Source organism: Mycobacterium sp., assembly GCF_965277065.1.
GTDB lineage: Bacteria > Actinomycetota > Actinomycetes > Mycobacteriales > Mycobacteriaceae > Mycobacterium.
Window position 1 is genome coordinate 18,901 of sequence record NZ_CBDIBT010000013.1, and the last position, 15,536, is coordinate 34,436.

Below are 15,536 nucleotides of genomic sequence, written 5' to 3' on the forward strand. Positions count from 1 at the left end.
CTCCGCCGCACACCTAAACTGTCACAGGGGCAGGGCGGGCGAGTTGGCCTGTAAGCCGGATTCTGTTCCGCGTTACCAGGTAACACGGCGGCGACCATCCATCTGGGCACACCGTTGCCGGGTGCCTCGAGCGGTCTACCCGCAGGCTCGGGCGAGCAGCCCTCGGGCACCTGCGCGACCGCACCGTGGTGCGGCCTTTTTGACCTTGCTTCGGGTGGGGTTTGCCTAGCCACTCCGGTCACCCGGAATGCTGGTGCGCTCTTACCGCACCGTTTCACCCTTGCCACCGCGAGGGTGGCGGTTTGTTTTCTGTGGCACTTTCCCGCGAGTCGCCTCGGATTGCCGTTAGCAATCACCCTGCTCTGTGAAGTCCGGACTTTCCTCGACTCGGCGCTACCAGAGCCCGAGCCGCGGCCGCCCAGCCAACTCGTCCGCGCTAATACCGTACTCGTTGCGGAATGCGCAGGCCAACGGCCAGTTATGCGGCATGGAGGCCGGATAGCGCTATTTCGACGGCGACTTCCATTTCGCTGATGTCCATCCGCATCCGTGGTCCCGGTAGCGGCGGTGCTCCCGAACGGTAAGCCTTCCCGGTGGGGGTGGTGAATTCCGCTGCGTGCCGGGCTGTTCCGTCGACTTTCGTTCTGACGACCCAGCCGGCGACCTCTTTGACGTAATTACAGCGTTCGCACAGTCCGAGCCCGTTGTCCGCGTCGGTCGGCCCCCCGGCCGCCCGCGGCCGGGCATGGTCGAGATGGCGGATCGGCGCATCGCAGTATGGCGTGCGGCAGCGCTGATCCCGGAACCTGACGAAGGCCGCCAGCCCGCGAGGAAACAGCCGGGCTCTGGACTCCATGGCCACGAGGGCCCCAGAGGCCGGACGCGCAAAGAGTCGGCGCAATGTGGCCCGCGACCGCTCGTCACCGACCGCGCGCGAGACCAATTCGCGCGCGACCGCCGCCGGGACCGGACCGTAACCGCTGATGTCGGCGGGCGCATTGGACCCGCCCAGCAGGGTTTCATCGGACAACACCAGGTTGACCGCGATCGGCGTCGCCGCTGCCGCGCTCCGGCCGGTGACTCGCTCAACCAACACATCGGCCATGACCTGGCCCCGGGAGCGTCCGTCAGCACAGGAGTCGGCCGCCCGTCGCAGCGCCGCGTACACCGAAACTCCCTGCGCCACCGGCAACAAAGCGGTCAGATACGTCATGGTGTCAGGTGCGGGTCGGATGCTCACCGTGCGCTCGGTTTCCGCCTTCGCGGCCCGGTCAACCACCGCGTGCGGGTCGAGCCGGTAGGCGATCGCTTTTGCCGCAGCAGCCAGCCGGGCGTCCCCCACTCCTTCCAGACTGCTTCTGTCAGAACATAATTCGGCATCCAGCGTTCGTCGGTCCTTGACCTCGAGACATGCACTCTCGCGCACGATCAGTGTGGCCCGCCATTCCGTCAATACTCCGGTCTCCAGGGCAGCCATTGTGTGTGGCATCTCGTGCACCAAGGCTTTGGCAAAACCCAGGTGCCGGTTGCCCCGTGCCGGCGAATCCCGCCGGGCCAGCGCGATCTCACTGGCGATTCCGCGCCCCCGCCGTGCAGTCGGCATTCCAGCCGCCGCCTCGGCAGCGCGCCGGGCGGCATCCAGCGCAGCCGCCGCCCGAGCCTGACCGGCCGCCGCGGCGCATTTGATCCGCTCCAACTCGGCAATTCGCTCGACCAGGGCTGATTCCGAGTACGACGGATCGATCACCGCGAATGATTCGAACATGCATTCGATAGTAGCTGAGACCTCCGACATTGATCTCACATTCACGGCAGTCCTATCGTCTACAAAGCAACGAAGGGAGACCGGCACCGATGCCGCCGAATCGATGGTCACAGCGCGTCGACGCGGGTGACTGGGCCACCATCGCCGCCACCGTCAGCGACGTCGGCGGCGCGCTGCTGCCCAGCCTGTTGACGCCCACCGAGGCCCGGCGGCTGCGCAAGCTCTTCACCGACGACGATCTGTTCCGCTCCACCGTCGACATGGGTCCCCGTCGCTACGGCTCCGGTAGGTACCGCTATTTCCACGCCCCCTACCCAGGGCCGATCGAGCAGCTCAAGCAGGCGCTGTATCCGCGGCTGTTGCCGATCGCCCGGGATTGGTGGGCCAAGTTGGGCCGTGACGCACCCTGGCCCGACACGCTGGACGAGTGGCTGGACATCTGCCATGCCGCCGGCCAGACGAAGTCGACGGCGCTGGTGCTCAGATACGAAACCGACGACTGGAACGCCCTGCATCGAGACCTTTACGGCGACTTGGTGTTTCCACTTCAGGTGGTGATCAACCTGAGCGACCCCGCCACCGAGTTCAGCGGCGGCGAGTTCATTCTTGTCGAACAACGCGCGCGGGCCCAGTCACGTGGTACCGCAACACAATTGCCGCAGGGCCACGGCTACCTGTTCACCACCCGCGACCGGCCTGTCTCATCCGCACGCGGATGGTCGGCGGCCGCGGTACGCCACGGCCTGTCCGTGGTGCGGTCCGGCGAGCGTTACGCGCTCGGGCTGATCTTTCACGACGCCGCGTAAAGCGACTCAGAGCCGTCGTCCGGTGAGGCCGGCGAAGGTGTCGTTACTGCCGATACGGGCCCACACCGTTTTGCCTACGGACGTCGGGGCGTTGCCCCAGCGATGGCAGAGCGCAGAGACGATGTCCAATCCCGCAGGGCAACTTCCCCGCGGGCGCTCCCGTCGAATCGCCGCCGCAGTGCTGAAATCCGATACCGCGATGACGACCTCTTCGGCGCTGCCCTCGAGGCGCACATCGAATCCATCCTCGGTGTGACTCAGCGCGTTCTCGGCGAAAACCGTTACCACCGTGCTGGCTACCGGGATCTTGTCCGACATCGACCAGGCCACCAGGTGGTCGTGCACGAAGAGCAGCGCGAAATTAACACTGGACGGGCACCGGCCGAACACTTCGCGGGCCCGATGGCGGTAGCGGCACCGTCCACCGCCGATGGCGTCGCTGGCGGCGGCCACGGTGTCGTAGACCGGCACGTAGCGGGCTACCAACCGATCATGCAAGCGCGTACGGACACCAGGGTCGCCCGATACCAGCGCGATCGGGACTTCCGGCCATTGCTGGACGTGCCACCGGGCGCTGGTGAAGACCGCCCAGCTCTGCTCGTCGCGCACCTCGAGATCGTTGATGTCGACGATCACTGCGTTGCACTTGTCGATCGCGACCTTGACGAGCAAGTCGCGCACCTGAAGGTAGGTGCGCACGTTCAGGACGCCGGACAGCCGAATGACGGTGTCCTCAGCCCGCGTGTGAGTGGTGCTAGTCAACATCCTTCGCCGCTTTCTTGACACAAGGACACCCCGAGCTGGTGATTTTAGGCTTCTCACAGCTTAATTTCGAGCTACTTCCGGATGTTCGGACGTTTCGACCGCCCGGCCGAGAGGCGCCGAGTCACGCCCTAGCGCGATCGTCGCCGCCGTCATCGCACCGATGGCCACCGCCAAGATCACCGTCCCGGCGCCGCGAACCACCAGATGCTCACCGAGTATCACCACACCCAACAGCACCGCGACGATCGGCTCGCCGACCAACATGATCGGTACGGAAGCCTGTAAGGCACCGGCATGAAATGCCGACTGCTGCAAGACAGTTACCGTGACCGCGAGGGCCACCAGCAGATACGGCGCCGGCACCGTCAACAACCCGTGCCAACCATGCAGTGCGAGGCGGTGCGTACTCACCTTCGTCAACACCGCGACCATGCCGAGCAGCACCGCGACCGCGCCGGCCAGCAGCGTGGCGCGGCGCCGACCGACCGTGCGGCGCGCCACCAGCACGCAGACGATCACCACCGGCACCGAGGTGCCCAATGCGACACTCCACGCGGGCACCGGCGCGCGGTAATGGCCTTCGCGCGGCTGGCCCACCAAAACGAAGACGGTCAGCGCCGCCGTCAACACCAGCGCCCAGCACCAATCACGCCCCCGCACATGCTGTTTGGAGAACCGTGCACCCAGCGGCAGCACGAAGAGCAGCGACGACACCAGCAGCGGCTGGACGAGCAGCAGCGAGCCGTGCGCCAACGCAAGCGCCTGGAACACGTATCCGCCGATCGCCCCCACCGTGCCCAACCACCACGACGGCTGGCGAATCCAGGACGTCACGATCGCGCCCGCGTCCTCAGCAGCGTCGGCGCCGGTCTGGATCGCGCGTTGCCGAACGACGATGCCCACCGCGGCGAACAGGGCAGCCAGCAACGCTGACCCGATCGCGAGGGCGTGCGACGCTAACCACTCCACGGTTGGCCAACTACCCGGATGCCGGCGATCTCTAACCCAGATATCCGGTCTGATTGACCAACCGGACCGACGAGGCGCCGTCGGGATAGAACTCCGCGATGCTCAACGACGCCAGATCCAGGTGCAACCGGTAAAGGATGCCCGGTCCGGCGTCGAGGGCCTCCCGCAGCAGCATCTTGATCGGGGTCACATGCGACACCACCAATACCGTGCTGCCGCCGTGCTCGGCGATGATGCGGTCCCGCGCCCGCGAGACCCGCTGGTTGACCTGGTCGAAGCTCTCCCCGCCGGGGGGCTCGGTGCTGGTGTCGCGCAACCATTGTCGATGCAGTTCGGGATCACGGTCGGCGGCCTCGGAGAACGTCAGCCCATCCCACGCGCCGAAATCCGTCTCGATCAGATCGTCGTCGACCGCGACGTCCAGGCCCAGCCGTTTGGCTGCCGCCGCCGCGGTGTCGTGACAGCGCTGCAACGGCGAACTGATCACCGCCGCGACTCCGCCGCGCGCCCCCAGATAACTGGCGGCCGCGTCGGCCTGCTGCCGGCCGAGCGCGGTCAGTGGCGGATTGCCGCGGCCCGAATAGCGCCGCTGCACCGACAATTCGGTCTGGCCGTGCCGCAGCAACAGCAGCCGGGTGGCGGCACCCCGCGCGCCGGTCCACCCCGGCGCCGACGGTGTCTCGCTGACGACCGGTGTCGCGGGCGCTTCGGCCGCGGCGTCCATCGCCTCGTTGGCCAGCCGGTCGGCGTGGGAGTTCTCGGCCCGCGGGATCCAGGTGTAGCTGACTCGATCGAATCGCGACGCCAGCGTGCGGGCTTGAGCATGCAACTCGGCAAGCTCAGGATGCTTGACCTTCCAGCGTCCGGACATCTGTTCGACGACCAGCTTGGAATCCATCGACACCGCAACTTCGCTGGCGTGCAGCTTCGCTGCTTCCTCCAAACCCGCTATCAGGCCCTTGTATTCGGCGACGTTGTTGGTAGCCTGACCGATTGCCCGCTTGCTCTCGGCCAGCACTATCGACCGGTCGGCGCTCCACACCACCGACCCGTAGCCGGCCGGGCCCGGGTTGCCGCGCGAGCCCCCGTCGGCCTCGACGACGACTTTCACCGGCTGACGCCCTTGAGCCGCAGCAGGATTGCACTGCATTCGGGGCACCGCAGCACCTCGTCATCTGCGGCCGCGGAGATCCGCGCCAGCTCACCGCGGTCGATCTCTATCCGGCACGCGCCGCAGCGCCCGCCCTGCATCAGCCCTGCTCCGGGGCCGCCGCCGGAGCGCTGTCGTTCGTAGAGCGCCAACAGGTCTGGAGCCAGTTCGGCGGCGAGTACGTCGCGGCGCGACGTGTGAACGCGTCGGTGGTGATCGATATCGGCAAGCGTGATGTCGAGCGCCTGCTGCGCGGCCGCCAGATCGGATTGCAGCCCCTCGATGACGGCCTGCTCTGCGGCCCGCTGGTTCTGCAGCTGCTCGCGGTGCTCCATCACCTCGATCAGCGAATCCTCCAGGCTGGCCTGACGCCGTTGCAGCGTCTCCAACTCGTGCTGCAGCTCTGACAATTGCTTGGAATCCGCGACCGATTGCAGCAACGATCGGTCCCGATCCTCGCGCTGCCGCACCCCGTCGATTTCCGACTCAAAACGCAACACCTGAGTGTCCAAGTCTTCCAACGCAATCTGCAGAGCTCCCAGCCGATCGCCGGCAGCGACCTGCTCGGTCTGGATCCGCTGCATGTCGGCACGCTCGGTCAGCCGGCCGGATCGGTGATCCATCTTGGACAGCTCAGCGTCGAGCTCCGCGATTTCGAGCAGCGAGCGCTGCTGTGCGACTTCAGCTTTCATGCGTCCTCTCCCCCGCAGGGGTTGTCGATGTTCCAGGGATCGGTGCGAATCCGGCACACGTCGACCGATAGCGCGGCACCGAATGCCGATCGCAAGACGCCGGCAGCCTGCTCACACCAGGGGAATTCGCTGGCCCAATGCGCGACGTCGATCAGCGCCACGTCAGAAGAGCGGCGGTGCTCGTCGGCCGGGTGGTGGCGCAGATCCGCCGTCAGGTAGGCCTGCACGTCGGCCGCCGCCGCTGCGCTCAGCAGCGAGTCGCCCGCGCCGCCGCACACCGCGACCCGCGACACGATCGCGTCCGAATCGCCCGCGGCACGCACCCCCCACGAGGTCTGCGGCAGCGAGCTTTTTACTCGGGAGACGAAGGCGCTCAATGGTTCTGGCTGCGGCAGCGAACCGATTCGTCCGAGCCCGGCGTTACCGGGCAGCGGCTCCAACGCTACGACGTCAAACGCCGGCTCTTCATACGGGTGCGCCTCATGCATCGCCGCAAGCACCTGATGCCGCACCCGGACGGATGCGACGACTTCGATCCGATCCTCGACCACGCGTTCCACCGCGCCTACGCTGCCAATCGCCGGCGTCGCGCCGTCCTCGGGCAGGAATTGACCGGTACCCGTGACCGACCAGCCGCAGTGCGAGTAATCGCCGATGTATCCGGCCCCGGCCGCAAAGATCGCCGCCCGCAACGCATCCGCATTCTCCGGCGGAACGAAAATCACCCACTTGTCCAACTCCTGGTTCGCCGGCGCAGATTCCAGGACGGCCTCGACGGTCAGCCCCAGCGCATCCGCCAACGCATCGGACACACCTGGCGACGCCGAGTCGGCGTTGGTGTGCGCGGTGAACAGCGAACGCCCGGAACGAATGAGCCGGTGGATCAGGGCACCCTTCGGGGTGTCGGCGGCGACCGTGTCGACCCCGCGCAACAGCAGTGGGTGGTGTGCCAACAGCAGGCCGCCGTCAGGAACCGCGTCTATCACCGCCGTGGTGGCGTCGACCGCGATGGTCACCGAACTCAGGACATCGTCGGGGTCACCGCAGACCAGACCCACCGAATCCCAGGACTGCGCGAGCCTCGGCGGGTACGCCGCGTCCAACGCCTCGATCACCGCGCCCAACCGAACCGTCATCGCGCCACCCCGCTGGCAGCGATCGCCTCGACGAGCACCGGCCATTCCGGTCGCACCGCGGCCCTCAGATACTCCCCGTCCAAGCCAACGAAGGTGTCGCATCGTCGTACGGTAATTCCGTTGCCGTGCAGGTATTTTCGCATCAATGCGGCATCGCGGACGGTGACCAGCACGAAAGGGGCGACCCCGTCCACGGTCTCGACGCCGACCGACCGCAGCGCGGCGACCATCGCTGCCCGCGTTGACGCCAGCTTCCGGGCGCCGGCCTCGGCTTCCTCGACCGCGGCGGGGCCACAGCATGCGGCGACGGCGATCAGCTGCAAGGTGCCCATCGGCCAGTGCGGCCGGGTGGCGGTCAGCCGGGCCAGCAATTCCGGCTCGCCGAGCGCATAACCCACCCGAAGCCCGGCCAGCGACCATGTCTTGGTCAAACTGCGCAACACCAGGACGTCCGGCAGCGCGACGTGGGCCAACGATTCCGGCTCGCCGGGGACAGCGTCGGCGAACGCCTCGTCCACCACGACGATGCGGCCGGGCCGCCGCAACGCCAGGATCTGGTCGCGGGTGTGCAGGACCGCGGTCGGGTTGGTCGGGTTGCCTACCACGACGAGGTCGGCCTCGTCGGGCACCTGGGCACCGTCGAGCCCGAATGGCGGATCGAGCACCACGTGCCGCACAGCGACGCCGGCCGACCGCAGTGCGACATCGGGTTCGGTGAACGACGGCGCGATCACCGCCGCCAACGCTGGGCGCAGGTTCGCCAGCAAGGCGAATCCCTCGGCGGCGCCGGCGAGCAGCGCGACCTGATCGACCGAACGTGCGTGCCGGGCGGCGACGGCCTCGAGCGCCAGGCTCTCATCGTGGGCACTCGGGTATCGCCCCAGGTCGGGAAGCCGGGCCGCCAGCCGATTCAGCAGCCAGGCAGGAGGCTGCACCCGGCGGACGTTGACCGCGAAATCGAGCATCCCGGGTTCGGCGGCCTGATCGCCGTGATAGCGCGCCGCAGCCAGCGGAATCGACGCGCTCGAATCCAGACTCGCCACATCTGAAACAGTAACGACTTCGCTCGGACGCCCGGTATCGGGACACGATCGCCGGCGGGCAGCGGCATCGAGGACAATGGGACCGTGACAGGCACCGTCGTGGCAGATTTGGTGATCTTCTACCTCGACGGCACGCTCACCGACTCCGCGGACGGCATCGTGTCCAGCTTCCGCTACGCGCTAGGCGAAATCGGCGTCGACGTGCCCGATGGCGATCTGGCCAGCAGGATCGTCGGGCCGCCGATGCATCACACCTTCTCGGCCATGGGCTTGGGTGAGCACGCCGACGCCGCGATCGCGGCCTACCGCGCCGACTACACCACCCGGGGCTGGGCCATCAACACGCTGTTCGACGGTATCGGGCCGTTGCTGAGCGACCTGCGCGCCGCGGGCGTGCGTCTGGCGGTGGCCACCTCCAAGGCGGAGCCCACCGCGCTGCGCATCCTGGAACATTTCGGCCTCGACGGGTACTTCGACGTCATCGCCGGCGCCAGCGTCGACGGCACTCGAGCCACCAAGGCCGACGTGCTCGCGCACGCGTTGGCGCAACTGAAGCCGCTGCCCGAGCGGGTGCTGATGGTCGGCGACCGCCGCCATGACGTCGAGGGCGCGGCCGCCCACGGCATCGATGCCCTCGTCGTCGGCTGGGGATACGGCCGGGCCGATTTCGCGCATGACGCTGCGCCGAATGGCGTTCGGCATGTCGAGACAATCCACGAACTGCGGAGGGCGTTGGGTGTCTGACTCGAAACTGCACATCACGTTCGTCTGCACCGGCAACATCTGCCGTTCGCCGATGGCGGAGAAGATGTTCGCGCAGCAGATCAGCGACCGGGGACTGGCCGGCGCCGTGCGGGTGACCAGTGCGGGTACCGCCGGCTGGCACATCGGTGCGTCGGCAGACCAGCGGGCCAACCGGGTGCTGCGCGCACACGGTTACCCGACCGATCACAGCGCCGCGCAGGTCGACATCGACCACATCAACGCCGACCTGGTGATCGCGCTGGCCCGCAACCACGTGCCGCTGCTTCAGCAGCTGGGCATCGGCGCCGACCGAATCCGAATGCTGCGCTCGTTCGACCCCCGTTCCGGGGCTTACGTTCTCGACGTGGACGACCCGTACTACGGCGACAACCACGACTTCGAGATCACCTTCGCCGCGATCGAGGCGTCGTTGCCCGGGCTGCACAGCTGGGTCGACGAGCAGCTCGCCCAGGGCGGGCCCGGTTGATGCGCCGTCTGGCCTCCCTGCTGCGGCCGGGCTGGATCGCGCTGGCCGTGGTGGTGATCGCGTTCACCTACCTGTGCTTCAGCGTGCTCGCGCCGTGGCAGCTCGGAAAGAACACCAAGACGTCGCGGGAGAACGCGCAGATTCAGCACTCGCTGACGACCGAGCCGGTGCCGCTGAAAATGCTGTTGCCGCAGCAGGACTCGTCGGCCCCCGACGGGCGATGGCGCAGGGTGACCGCGACCGGGCATTACCTGCCGGACAAGCAGGTGGTGGCCCGGCTCCGGGTAGCCGAAGGTGACCAGGCCATGGAGGTGCTGCTGCCGTTCGTCGTCGACGGCGGCCCGACCGTGCTGGTCGATCGCGGCTACGTGCGGCCACTTCCGGGGTCGCGGGTGCCGCCGGTCGCTGCCCCGCCGCTTGGGGCGGTGACCATCACGGCTCGTCTGCGCGACTCCGAGGGACCGGTGCTGGACAAGAAATCCTTCGTCAGTGATGGTGTGCGACAGGTATATTCGATCAGCACCAGCCAGATTTCGACGCTGATCAACGTGCCGTTGACGGGCTCGTACCTGCAGCTGGTCGACAACCAGCCCGGCGGACTCGGCGTCATCGAGCTGCCGCACCTGGACGCAGGCCCCTTCCTGTCCTACGGGATCCAGTGGATCACGTTCGGCGTCATCGCGCCGATTCTGTTGGGCTACTTCGTGTATTCCGAGGTTCAGGCTCGCCGTGCCGAGAAGGTGCGGGCAACGCCACCCGCGGGCAAGCCGGTGCCCACGACCGTCGAAGACAAGCTCACCAACCGCTACGGCCGGCGACGCTGAGACCGGCAACCACCACCGTGGCCGTCTGCACCGCCCGGGAAAGGCGGACGGCGCGGCGGATGTCGGCCACCGTCGGCGGTAGACCTTCGCCGAGAGCCGGTCGGATCTGCAACTCGTAGTGATATTGGGTGGGGCCGCCGAGTCGCAGACCCAGTGCGCCGGCGAATGTCGCTTCGACCACCCCGGCATTGGGGCTGGGGTGTTGCCCGGCATCGCGACGCCATGCGGCCACCGCCCTCCACGGCGAGCCGCCGACCACCGGGGCACACACCACGGTCAGCATTGCCGTCAGTCGCGCGGCGAAATAATTCGCCACATCGTCCAATCGGGCTGCAGCCCAACCGAATCGGGCATAGCGCGGGGAGCGGTGGCCGATCATCGAGTCCAGGGTGTTGATGGCGCGATACGCAAGCACGGCGGGCGCACCGCCCGCGGCCGCCCATAGCAGCGGTGCCACCTGCGCGTCAGAAGTGTTCTCGGCCAGCGATTCCACCGTCGCCCGGGTCAAACCCGAAGCATCCAGCGTCGCCGGATCACGTCCGCACAATGACGGCAGCAGCCGGCGGGCACCCTCGAGATCATCGCGGCCCAGCAGCTCGCCCATCTCCGATCCGACGCGCGCCAGCGATGTTCCCCCCAGCGCGACCCAAGTCGCCAGAGCCGTCGCCACGACCGACCCACACGCACCAAACCGGCGGGCCTGCCGGAGCAGCGCAGCACCGATCACGCTCGCCGCGCCGACCAGGACGACGACATGAACCGCACCCGCGGCCCGGGTGTCGCGATAGCTGCATCGCTCCAGCGACGCTGCGGCTGCGCCGAATCCCGCCACCGGATGCCCCGTCCGCGGGTCGGCCAGCACGAGATCGGCCAGGTATCCCACCAACACACCCATCGCCCGGGTACGCCGCGAGGTGCCAAACACTCCGGCAGCGTCTCATACCTGGTCTACTCGGCTGATGCAGCCTGGCGACCAGGGCCGTCCCCGGTGAAGCGGCGCGCCATGGGCACCACCCTGCAGGTGCGCGAAGCGATGGGGCCGCTGGACCGGGTGGCGTTTGACGACTACTGGAAGCGAACGCTGGAGGAACTGCGAATCGATCCCCCGGTCCGCGAGCATCTGCGCGGCGTGGCGGCCATGGCGTTTCTGCCGTGGCCACTGCGCGCAATCGCCGGACCGTTCAATCTGTTCGCGACGACGGGTTTTCTGCCCCCGGAGTTCCGCACCTTGATGCGGTTGGGGTGGTCAGAATCCCAGCAGCGGCGATTCGAGTGGTTGCTGACCGGCTTGCGGTTGGCCGATCGACTGATTCCACACCAAGCGTGGATCATCGGGTGCCGGCTCTACCTGTGGGACATGCGCTTCCGCGCCCGCCGAGGCTGGCGGGTCGTGTAGGCCTAGATGAGGATGGTGAGCACGACCATGCCGACAACGCCGACGATGGCCAGCCAGAACCACGGCTGCAACCAGATCGGTCCGGTGACGGCGTCGAAGTCCTTGGGCAGAACGTCGGATTCGGTGCGGTCGGGAGTCAGCTGGGAGGTCATGTAGCAAGCATGACTAATTAGGCAGACGAAGTAAATGTGGCGCTCGCCACCCTCACGCGCAAAATGCGACGTACGTCACACTTGGATCGCCCCGCCGACGGTAGGCGCGGCGCGGGCCCGCCAGAAAGGAACGACAGACATGGCTTTTCCGGCACTCAACCACGTCGCACTCACCGTCCGCGATATGGCCGTCAGCGGCCCCTGGTATCGCCGCCTTTTCGACACCGACCCGGTGGTCGACGAACACACCGCCGCTGGGTTTCGGCACCTGGTGTGGACGCTCGACGGCGGCACCCTGTTCGGAATTCACAAACACGAACACCCGGCTCCCGACGAGCGCTTCAGCGAGTTCCGGGTGGGCCTGGACCATGTCGGTTTCGGCTGCGCCAACCGGGCCGAGCTCGAGACCTGGGTGCAGCGACTCGGCGAGCTCCGCATCCAGCACGGCGGAATCATCGACGCGGCCTACGGCTCCGGGCTGAGCTTCCGCGATCCGGACGGCATCGCCTTGGAGTTCTTCGCACCTCCGCGCTGACGGGCAAGAGCGCCCCGTCCGGATTGCCGATATGTCAGCATGAGCGAATGAGCGCGCGCAACATCGCCTGTTGCCTGGGATCCGTGAGGATGACCACCTGGTCGGCGATGCTGGTCCCGCCGATCAACCTCGGCACCGCCTCCGCCGATTCCTGCCCTGACGTCGAGGTGACGTTCGCTCGGGGCACTTCCGAGCCGCCCGGAATCGGCACGGTCGGCGAGCCATTCGTCGATTCGCTGCGCTCGCACACCGGCGACCGGTCCATCGCGGTGTACCCGGTCAACTACGACGCCTCGGACGATCTGGTCCCGTCGGCGAACGCCGGTGCTGTCGATGCGAACGCCCACGTCGAAACGGTGGCCACCAGCTGTCCCAATATCCCCTCCGACCCGATCTGCACTCCGGGCGCGCTGTTCACGGTCCCGACGCACGACGAACTGTCGTCTCCGGCGCACCTTTCCTATCCGAACTCCGAAATGCCGGCCCAAGCCGCGACTTTCGCCGCAAGTCGGGTGTAGCCGTGCGCGCGGTCGTCATCACCAAGCACGGCCCCCCGTCGGTCCTGCAGGTGCAGGACCGACCCGATCCGCCGCCTCCCGCGGCCGGACAGGTGCGCGTTTCAGTGCGCGCGGCGGGCGTTAACTTCGCCGACCACCTCGCCAGGGTCGGGCTGTACCCGGACGCACCCAAAGTTCCCAGCGTCGTCGGCTACGAGGTGGCCGGGACAATCGAGGCGGTCGGCGACGGCGTCGATCCCGCGCGGGTGGGCCAGCGCGTGCTAGCTGGAACGCGATTCGGCGGCTACGCCGAGATCGTCAACGCGGGAGCCAGTGACACTGTCCCGCTGCCGGACTCGATGAGCTTCGAGCAGGGCGCTGCGGTCCCGGTCAACTACGCGACGGCGTGGGCGGCGCTGCTGGGTTACGGCTCGCTGCGGGCTGGCGAGCAGGTGCTGGTGCACGCTGCAGCCGGCGGTGTGGGCATCGCCGCGATACAGCTCGCCAAGGCGGCGGGTGCGACCGTGCACGGCACCGCGTCGCCCGGCAAACACACGCAGCTCGCGGCGCTTGGGATCGACAAGGCCATCGACTATCGCCGCGACGGTTGGTGGAAAGGCTTGGGCACCTACGACATGGTGCTCGACGGGCTCGGCGGCACGTCGTTGAAGCGGTCGTTCGCTCTGCTGCGTCCGGGTGGACGCCTTGTCGCATACGGCCTTTCGGCGCTGCAGCAGGGCGAGAAGCGGTCGCTTCTGCGCGCCGCGCCGCACGCGCTGGCGATGCTGCGCGGGCTCAGTCTGATCTCCCAGATCAGCGACTCCAAGACCGTCGTCGGCATCAACATGCTGCGGCTGTGGGATGACCGCGGCACCCTGCAGCCCTGGATCGGACCATTGTCGGCGGCGCTGGCCGACGGCACCGCGTCTCCGGTCGTGCACGCCGCCGTGCCGTTCGCCGATGCCCCTGAGGCACACCGGATCCTGGCGGCGCGAGAAAACGTCGGCAAGGTCGTGTTGGTGCCCTGAACCCGTCCCCGAGTGCCAGTGCTCAGGGAACAGGGTGGGACAGCACAGCGACTGCTTGCTGCAGCGGGTCCGAGGTGGTCGCCACCTCGCCGGCGTAGGGGTGTGCCAGTTGCAGGATGAGGCAGAGATTGGTGGCGACGATGACGGCCACGATCGCCACCATCGGGTAGTGCAGGATGGGATTTTCGACGCCGTAGATGATCACGATGCCGAGCACCATGGTGCTTGTCAGGAAGATGACCGCCCAGAGTGACCACGGCAGTCCGGCGTCTTCGCGGGCGGTCATCAGGCGCACGGTGCGCGCCTGGCTGATCTTGTCGAGGTTGGAAAAGGACATCGAGAGCAGAGTCTTCTGCGCACCGGTCTTCGCGGCTGTCCCGTCGTAGACCTTGTACAGGCGGTCCAGGGCGGCGTCGGCATCTGCTGAACGACCGTTCTCAGCGTGTGACCACTCGGCAATGGCGGCCTGTTCGTATGTCAGCAGACTCTGCCGAATCCGGTCTCGCTCTGGTGCCTCGAAAACCGCTGCATCGCTTGCCATTTGCACCGCTGCGGCGCCTTCGGCGCGTGCATAGCCATCGGCGGCGTTGTTCTGGCCCCACAGCGAGTTGACGACGAATCCGATGAAGAACGCGTAAAAGAACCCGATAAAGCCATAGGTGAACTTGGTTCCGTCGTTGTGCGCGTCACCTTTGAGAAGCGGGAAGCGCCGACGCACGTACCGCTGAATCGACGCCGCTCCGCCCGCGATGACCACGATGAGGCCGACGGCCAGTGCCCCGGAAGGGATGTTGTTCACCAGCCACGAACTCACGATCGGCTCCTCACGCGGTTCGACGGCGACGCAATCATCCGTCGTTCGACTCTAGGTCGTGCTGGTCAGCCGGCACCGGCGAACGCGACGATCCCGTCTATGCGACACCCCTAGACGGCATCGAGGTGCTGAGCCACCCGGGCTAGCGCCTCGTCGAACACCTTTACCTTTTCACTGCGTCGTTCGTTGGCCGGCTGGGCGGCGCCGCGAGCACCTTCGGCCTCGACGCGGGCCGCGCCGAGGCGCCTCAGCAGGCTGAAGTTCTTCTCGCGCGCGGTCCTCAGCCGGTGCTGCAAATCCTTGAGCTGCTTTTCGTCCATTCGCTCGAGAGCCTCGTTGTCACTCTCGTCGATCAACGAATTTTCCTGCGGGGTCAGATTCACATGGTGATTGGTCACCGTAGATTCATAGCGTGCGCCGAGCATGCCGACCTGGCGCACGCTGAACCGTCACGCGAGGACCATCTCGAGTTCACGTCGCCCGATGGGGTGACGGCCAGCACCACCAACGGCGAGTAGGGAAATCGTGACGCTACGTGATGCGGTGCTCGGCGGATGGGAACTGGTGTCGTTTGTCGCCCGCGACGCAGCCACCGGCGAGGAGACGCATCCGCTCGGCAGCGCCGCTGACGAATTGGCCGGCCGCAGGGGCAGACGAGCCAGCGGAGTGATTGCCTGTCCGATCCTGGCGTCCATGGACGCGCACGCCGTTTACTAAAGGTCAGACATTCGCT

Annotated in this window: 19 protein-coding genes, 1 other RNA gene and 1 pseudogene; 9 read left to right on the top strand and 12 right to left on the bottom strand. The window is 67.2% G+C overall.

Translation table 11 applies throughout. The features are described from left to right. Positions 1–35: 35 nt before the first annotated feature. Positions 36–430, bottom strand: an RNA gene (rnpB, locus tag ACQY5A_RS02115) — RNase P RNA component class A. Between the two features lie 48 nt (positions 431–478). Then, on the bottom strand, positions 479–1,765 hold the full coding sequence (locus ACQY5A_RS02120; RefSeq protein WP_428338723.1) for a DUF222 domain-containing protein: 1,287 nt from the start codon (positions 1,763–1,765) through the stop codon (positions 479–481). An 89-nt stretch (positions 1,766–1,854) separates the two neighbouring features. Between ACQY5A_RS02120 and ACQY5A_RS02125 the strand changes: the two genes are divergently transcribed. Beyond that, the gene (locus tag ACQY5A_RS02125) at positions 1,855–2,571 is read left to right on the top strand and encodes a 2OG-Fe(II) oxygenase (protein ID WP_428338724.1); all 717 of its coding nucleotides are present in this window, start codon (positions 1,855–1,857) and stop codon (positions 2,569–2,571) included. A 6-nt stretch (positions 2,572–2,577) separates the two neighbouring features. On the opposite strand, the gene ACQY5A_RS02130 is transcribed toward ACQY5A_RS02125, so the two are convergent. Genes ACQY5A_RS02130 through cobC form a run of 6 tightly spaced genes read right to left on the bottom strand, consistent with a single transcriptional unit; the run spans position 2,578 to position 8,326 of the window. Beyond that, entirely contained in the window at positions 2,578–3,336 is a 759-nt protein-coding gene (locus tag ACQY5A_RS02130) for an STAS domain-containing protein (protein ID WP_428338725.1), read from the bottom strand. Between the two features lie 60 nt (positions 3,337–3,396). Further along, positions 3,397–4,305 (bottom strand): DMT family transporter, encoded by a 909-nt coding sequence (locus ACQY5A_RS02135; protein WP_428338726.1) that lies wholly within the window; start codon positions 4,303–4,305, stop codon positions 3,397–3,399. A 31-nt stretch (positions 4,306–4,336) separates the two neighbouring features. After that, on the bottom strand, positions 4,337–5,416 hold the full coding sequence (locus tag ACQY5A_RS02140) for a bifunctional RNase H/acid phosphatase (RefSeq protein ID WP_428338830.1): 1,080 nt from the start codon (positions 5,414–5,416) through the stop codon (positions 4,337–4,339). Next, entirely contained in the window at positions 5,413–6,147 is a 735-nt protein-coding gene (locus ACQY5A_RS02145; protein ID WP_428338727.1) for a zinc ribbon domain-containing protein, read from the bottom strand. The genes ACQY5A_RS02140 and ACQY5A_RS02145 overlap by 4 nt, the downstream gene beginning before the upstream one ends. Further along, positions 6,144–7,283, bottom strand: a complete 1,140-nt coding sequence (locus ACQY5A_RS02150; RefSeq protein ID WP_428338728.1) for a Nif3-like dinuclear metal center hexameric protein — start codon at positions 7,281–7,283, stop codon at positions 6,144–6,146. Before ACQY5A_RS02150 ends, ACQY5A_RS02145 begins: the two co-directional genes overlap by 4 nt. Next, a complete protein-coding gene (gene cobC, locus ACQY5A_RS02155; protein ID WP_428338729.1) occupies positions 7,280–8,326 on the bottom strand; it encodes an Rv2231c family pyridoxal phosphate-dependent protein CobC in 1,047 nt (348 codons plus the stop codon). The genes ACQY5A_RS02150 and cobC overlap by 4 nt, the downstream gene beginning before the upstream one ends. Positions 8,327–8,410: 84 nt before the next feature. On the opposite strand from cobC, the gene ACQY5A_RS02160 reads away from it, so the two are divergent. From ACQY5A_RS02160 to ACQY5A_RS02170, 3 genes are read left to right on the top strand one after another with little or no spacing between them, the layout of a single operon-like run. Then, positions 8,411–9,070, top strand: coding sequence for an HAD-IA family hydrolase (locus ACQY5A_RS02160; RefSeq protein ID WP_428338730.1), 660 nt, complete (start codon positions 8,411–8,413; stop codon positions 9,068–9,070). Then, complete coding sequence (locus ACQY5A_RS02165) at positions 9,063–9,557, top strand: low molecular weight protein-tyrosine-phosphatase (RefSeq protein WP_428338731.1); 495 nt, start codon at positions 9,063–9,065, stop codon at positions 9,555–9,557. The genes ACQY5A_RS02160 and ACQY5A_RS02165 overlap by 8 nt, the downstream gene beginning before the upstream one ends. Beyond that, a complete protein-coding gene (locus tag ACQY5A_RS02170; RefSeq protein WP_428338732.1) occupies positions 9,557–10,381 on the top strand; it encodes an SURF1 family cytochrome oxidase biogenesis protein in 825 nt (274 codons plus the stop codon). The genes ACQY5A_RS02165 and ACQY5A_RS02170 overlap by 1 nt, the downstream gene beginning before the upstream one ends. Here the strand turns inward: ACQY5A_RS02170 and ACQY5A_RS02175 are convergent. Then, positions 10,353–11,276, bottom strand: a complete 924-nt coding sequence (locus tag ACQY5A_RS02175; RefSeq protein ID WP_428338831.1) for a cobalamin biosynthesis protein — start codon at positions 11,274–11,276, stop codon at positions 10,353–10,355. The two genes, ACQY5A_RS02170 and ACQY5A_RS02175, sit on opposite strands and share 29 nt — an antisense overlap. A 102-nt stretch (positions 11,277–11,378) precedes the next feature. On the opposite strand from ACQY5A_RS02175, the pseudogene ACQY5A_RS02180 reads away from it, so the two are divergent. Then, positions 11,379–11,777, top strand: a pseudogene (locus ACQY5A_RS02180) (oxygenase MpaB family protein); the annotation flags it as partial. 2 nt (positions 11,778–11,779) lie between these two features. Here the strand turns inward: ACQY5A_RS02180 and ACQY5A_RS02185 are convergent. After that, positions 11,780–11,929 carry a hypothetical protein gene (locus tag ACQY5A_RS02185; RefSeq protein WP_428338733.1) on the bottom strand — a complete coding sequence of 50 codons (150 nt, stop codon included), beginning with the start codon at positions 11,927–11,929 and terminating at the stop codon, positions 11,780–11,782. Between the two features lie 139 nt (positions 11,930–12,068). Between ACQY5A_RS02185 and ACQY5A_RS02190 the strand changes: the two genes are divergently transcribed. The 3 genes from ACQY5A_RS02190 to ACQY5A_RS02200 all read left to right on the top strand — a co-directional run bounded on the left by ACQY5A_RS02190 (position 12,069) and on the right by ACQY5A_RS02200 (position 13,989). Continuing rightward, the gene (locus tag ACQY5A_RS02190) at positions 12,069–12,464 is read left to right on the top strand and encodes a VOC family protein (RefSeq protein ID WP_428338734.1); all 396 of its coding nucleotides are present in this window, start codon (positions 12,069–12,071) and stop codon (positions 12,462–12,464) included. 89 nt (positions 12,465–12,553) lie between these two features. Next, positions 12,554–12,982 (top strand): cutinase family protein, encoded by a 429-nt coding sequence (locus tag ACQY5A_RS02195; protein WP_428338735.1) that lies wholly within the window; start codon positions 12,554–12,556, stop codon positions 12,980–12,982. A 2-nt stretch (positions 12,983–12,984) separates the two neighbouring features. Further along, positions 12,985–13,989, top strand: a complete 1,005-nt coding sequence (locus ACQY5A_RS02200) for a zinc-binding dehydrogenase (protein ID WP_428338736.1) — start codon at positions 12,985–12,987, stop codon at positions 13,987–13,989. A gap of 22 nt (positions 13,990–14,011) precedes the next feature. On the opposite strand, the gene ACQY5A_RS02205 is transcribed toward ACQY5A_RS02200, so the two are convergent. Both ACQY5A_RS02205 and ACQY5A_RS02210 read right to left on the bottom strand, forming a co-directional pair. Beyond that, positions 14,012–14,803: a hypothetical protein gene (locus ACQY5A_RS02205; protein WP_428338737.1), complete on the bottom strand. Its 792-nt coding sequence runs from the start codon at positions 14,801–14,803 to the stop codon at positions 14,012–14,014. 110 nt (positions 14,804–14,913) lie between these two features. Next, the gene (locus ACQY5A_RS02210) at positions 14,914–15,243 is read right to left on the bottom strand and encodes a hypothetical protein (protein WP_428338738.1); all 330 of its coding nucleotides are present in this window, start codon (positions 15,241–15,243) and stop codon (positions 14,914–14,916) included. 85 nt (positions 15,244–15,328) lie between these two features. Here ACQY5A_RS02210 and ACQY5A_RS02215 point away from each other — a divergent pair, with 85 nt between their 5' ends. Continuing rightward, a complete protein-coding gene (locus tag ACQY5A_RS02215; protein WP_428338740.1) occupies positions 15,329–15,520 on the top strand; it encodes a hypothetical protein in 192 nt (63 codons plus the stop codon). Positions 15,521–15,536 lie beyond the last annotated feature (16 nt).

Bases quoted from the DNA above. Each gene is read 5' to 3' on its own strand.
- ACQY5A_RS02120 (WP_428338723.1), bottom strand. From the start codon at position 1,765: ATGTTCGAATCATTCGCGGTGATCGATCCGTCGTACTCGGAATCAGCC.
- ACQY5A_RS02125 (WP_428338724.1), top strand. From the start codon at position 1,855: ATGCCGCCGAATCGATGGTCACAGCGCGTCGACGCGGGTGACTGGGCC.
- ACQY5A_RS02130 (WP_428338725.1), bottom strand. From the start codon at position 3,336: ATGTTGACTAGCACCACTCACACGCGGGCTGAGGACACCGTCATTCGG.
- ACQY5A_RS02145 (WP_428338727.1), bottom strand. From the start codon at position 6,147: ATGAAAGCTGAAGTCGCACAGCAGCGCTCGCTGCTCGAAATCGCGGAG.
- ACQY5A_RS02150 (WP_428338728.1), bottom strand. From the start codon at position 7,283: ATGACGGTTCGGTTGGGCGCGGTGATCGAGGCGTTGGACGCGGCGTAC.
- ACQY5A_RS02170 (WP_428338732.1), top strand. From the start codon at position 9,557: ATGCGCCGTCTGGCCTCCCTGCTGCGGCCGGGCTGGATCGCGCTGGCC.
- ACQY5A_RS02175 (WP_428338831.1), bottom strand. From the start codon at position 11,276: ATGGGTGTGTTGGTGGGATACCTGGCCGATCTCGTGCTGGCCGACCCG.
- ACQY5A_RS02185 (WP_428338733.1), bottom strand. From the start codon at position 11,929: ATGACCTCCCAGCTGACTCCCGACCGCACCGAATCCGACGTTCTGCCC.
- ACQY5A_RS02190 (WP_428338734.1), top strand. From the start codon at position 12,069: ATGGCTTTTCCGGCACTCAACCACGTCGCACTCACCGTCCGCGATATG.
- ACQY5A_RS02195 (WP_428338735.1), top strand. From the start codon at position 12,554: ATGACCACCTGGTCGGCGATGCTGGTCCCGCCGATCAACCTCGGCACC.